General features: G+C 69.0%; 3 protein-coding genes. All 3 read right to left on the bottom strand.

The features are described 5' to 3' along the window. On the bottom strand, nucleotides 1–433 hold a 433-nt coding region (locus tag DPV74_RS40460), incomplete at its 3' end, for a hypothetical protein (protein WP_119339222.1). A 6-nt stretch (nucleotides 434–439) separates the two neighbouring features. Next, on the bottom strand, nucleotides 440–1,900 hold the full coding sequence (gene guaB / locus DPV74_RS40455; RefSeq protein WP_027787106.1) for an IMP dehydrogenase: 1,461 nt from the start codon (nucleotides 1,898–1,900) through the stop codon (nucleotides 440–442). Nucleotides 1,901–2,178: 278 nt separating this feature from the next. After that, nucleotides 2,179–2,964 (bottom strand): DUF2182 domain-containing protein (locus DPV74_RS40450; protein ID WP_240440113.1); only part of this gene is annotated, 786 nt, incomplete at its 5' end.

Raw genomic sequence — 2,964 nt, 5'->3', positions numbered from 1 at the left:
CCGGCGCGCGCGCCTCGAGCGCCTGCGCTTTTTCGCGCCGGCGCACGGCCGATGCGAGCCGCACGCCGCCGAGGCCGAGCACGATCAGTGCGACACCCGCCACGGCCGACAGCACCCTGCCGGCGGCGGCGAGCGCGGGACCGCTGCCGGTGCCGATCGACCAGACGATCGTCAGCGCGCCGGTCAGCCAGTACACATGGCCGACCGCGCGCGCGACGGGCGCGGTGAGATCCCCGTTGAACGCTGCATGAAATGCGAGCCACGCGAGCCCGAGCAACGCGATGCCGAACGCCTGGCCGAGCATCGCCGGCTGGACGTTCGCGAGCTGCAGCGCGTTGAAGAGCGACTGCCAGGGCGTCAGCACGAACAGCACGCCGAACGCCAGCAGCAGCACGGCATCGATGATCAGCACGGCTCGCAGCAGCGGTTTCATCGGCGATCAGTCCACGTGGTAGTTCGGCGCTTCCTTCGTGATCTGCACGTCGTGCACGTGCGACTCGCGCATGCCTGCCGCGGTGATCTGGACGAATTCGGCCTTGTCGTGCAGCTCGTCGATCGTGCGGCAGCCGCAGTAGCCCATGCTGGCGCGCACACCGCCGACCAGTTGGAACAGGATCGCGTTGACCGAACCCTTGTACGCGACACGGCCTTCGATGCCTTCCGGCACGAGCTTGTCGATGTTCGCCGAGTTGTCCTGGAAGTAGCGGTCCGCCGCGCCGTCCTTCATCGCACCGACCGAACCCATGCCGCGATACGACTTGTACTGGCGGCCCTGATACAGGAACACGTCGCCCGGCGCCTCTTCGGTGCCCGCGAGCATGCTGCCCATCATCACCGCGTTCGCGCCGGCCGCGAGGGCCTTCGACACGTCGCCCGAGAAGCGCACGCCGCCGTCGGCGATGCACGGCACGCCCGTGCCCTTCAGCGCTTCCGCGACGTTCGCGATCGCGCTGATCTGCGGCACGCCGACACCGGCGACGATCCGCGTCGTGCAGATCGAACCCGGGCCGATACCGACCTTGACCGCGTCCGCGCCGTATTCGACGAGCGCCTTCGCGGCGGCGGCCGTCGCGATGTTGCCGCCGATCACTTCGACGTGCGGGAAGTTCTGCTTGACCCAGCGAACGCGCTCGAGCACGCCCTTGCTGTGGCCGTGCGCGGTATCGACCACGATCACGTCGACGCCGGCCTGCACCAGCAGCTCGACGCGCTCTTCGTTGTCCGGGCCGACGCCGACCGCCGCGCCTGCGCGCAGCTTGCCGTGTTCGTCCTTGCACGCATCCGGGTGCTCGGTCTGCTTCGTGATGTCCTTGACGGTCATCAGGCCGCGCAGTTCGAACGCGTCGTTGACGACCAGCACGCGCTCGAGGCGGTGGCTGTGCATCAGCGCCTTCGCTTCGGCGAGCGGCGTGCCTTCCTTGACCGTGACGAGGCGCTCGCGCGGCGTCATGATCGACTTGACCGGCTCATCGAGGCGCGTTTCGAAACGCAGGTCGCGGTTCGTGACGATGCCGACGAGCTGCGGGCCTTCGACGACCGGGAAGCCCGAGATGCCATGCTGGCGCGACAGCGCGATCACGTCGCGCACCTTCATTTGCGGCGGCACCGTGATCGGATCGCGGACGACGCCCGATTCGAAACGCTTGACCTTCGCGACTTCGCGGGCCTGCTCGGCCGGCGTGAGGTTCTTGTGGACGATACCGACGCCACCCTGCTGGGCCATCGCGATCGCGAGGCGACCTTCGGTGACCGTGTCCATCGCGGCGGACACGAGCGGCATGTTCAGGGAGATGTTGCGGGTCAGCTTGGTCTTGAGGCTGGTGTCGCGCGGGAGAACGTCGGAGAAGGCGGGAACGAGGAGCACGTCATCGAAAGTGAGTGCTTTTTGGATCAGACGCATGGCAAATCCTATGGGCGCAAAAGCGAATTATACGCGAAGCGCCGTGAATTTTCACAACACGAACAACGGCTTAGCCGGTTTCGGCCGTTCGGGGGCCGAATCGTTCGGTTCGCCGTTCGGTTCGTTTTCGATCGTCTTTCGTTTCACCGCCGCATCGAGCCATTCGCGCAACGGGCGGCAATATGGCCCATCGGCCTGTTGCAAACGGGCCACGCAGCCGAAGCAGCCACGGCGAAGCAAGGCCCGGCAACGTGTCGAATCGGCCTGCCTCCCTTGAGTTATAGCAGCCCGGCCGCGCGCGCGATCATCGCGATGCCGCCGCCGACCGCCATGCAACCGGCGATCCGCTCGACACGCCCGCCGGGCGGCGCGAGGCGCTCGGCGGTGAGCGCGACCGTCACGGCGGCCATCACGCGCAGGTCCATCATGCCGGCCGCCAGCGCGATCGCCATCAGGTTCCCGCAACAGGCGCCGCAGTGCATGGCGCCCCGCACGCCGTGCCACCATGCCGCACCGGCAACTGCCGACGACCGGTGTACGTCGCCTGCCGCATGCCGGCAGCACGCCAGCCGCCGGGCCTTCCACGCGGAAAATTGCAGCATGCCCGCAACCGACACGACCGCGCCGGCCGCAAACGGCAGCGCGCGGGCAAGCGCCGGCAGCCGTGCGGCGGCGGCCGTCAGCGCGGCGCCAGCCGGAAACACGAGCGCCCCGAGCGCCATCCACACCGCGAAGTACCCGGCGCCCGCCACGACGACGAGCCAGGCGGAACGCGCCGTCGCCATCGGGCCGATGCGCTGCCGGTATCGCCAGAGCATCGGCGCCAGCACCGGCATCATCATCGTCACCGTCATCGCGCCCCACATTCCGGCGAACGCCCCGAATGCGCGTCCGGCGCCCCGGCCGCACGGCTGCAGCCATGCGGCCGAAGCCATCCAGCCGCCGGCCATCGGTTCGCGGCCCATCGCGGCCATCGACGCATGCTGCGCCACGGTCGCGAGCGCGGCAACGGCGAACACGGCCACGAGCGCCGCGCCGAAGGCTCGCGGATCGGGGCCTGCGTC

It is taken from the genome of Burkholderia sp. HAN2018, assembly GCF_024704855.1.
Lineage (GTDB): Bacteria > Pseudomonadota > Gammaproteobacteria > Burkholderiales > Burkholderiaceae > Burkholderia > Burkholderia cepacia.
Note: the sequence above shows the minus strand (reverse complement) of the source record. Positions and strands in the feature narration are given on the sequence as shown.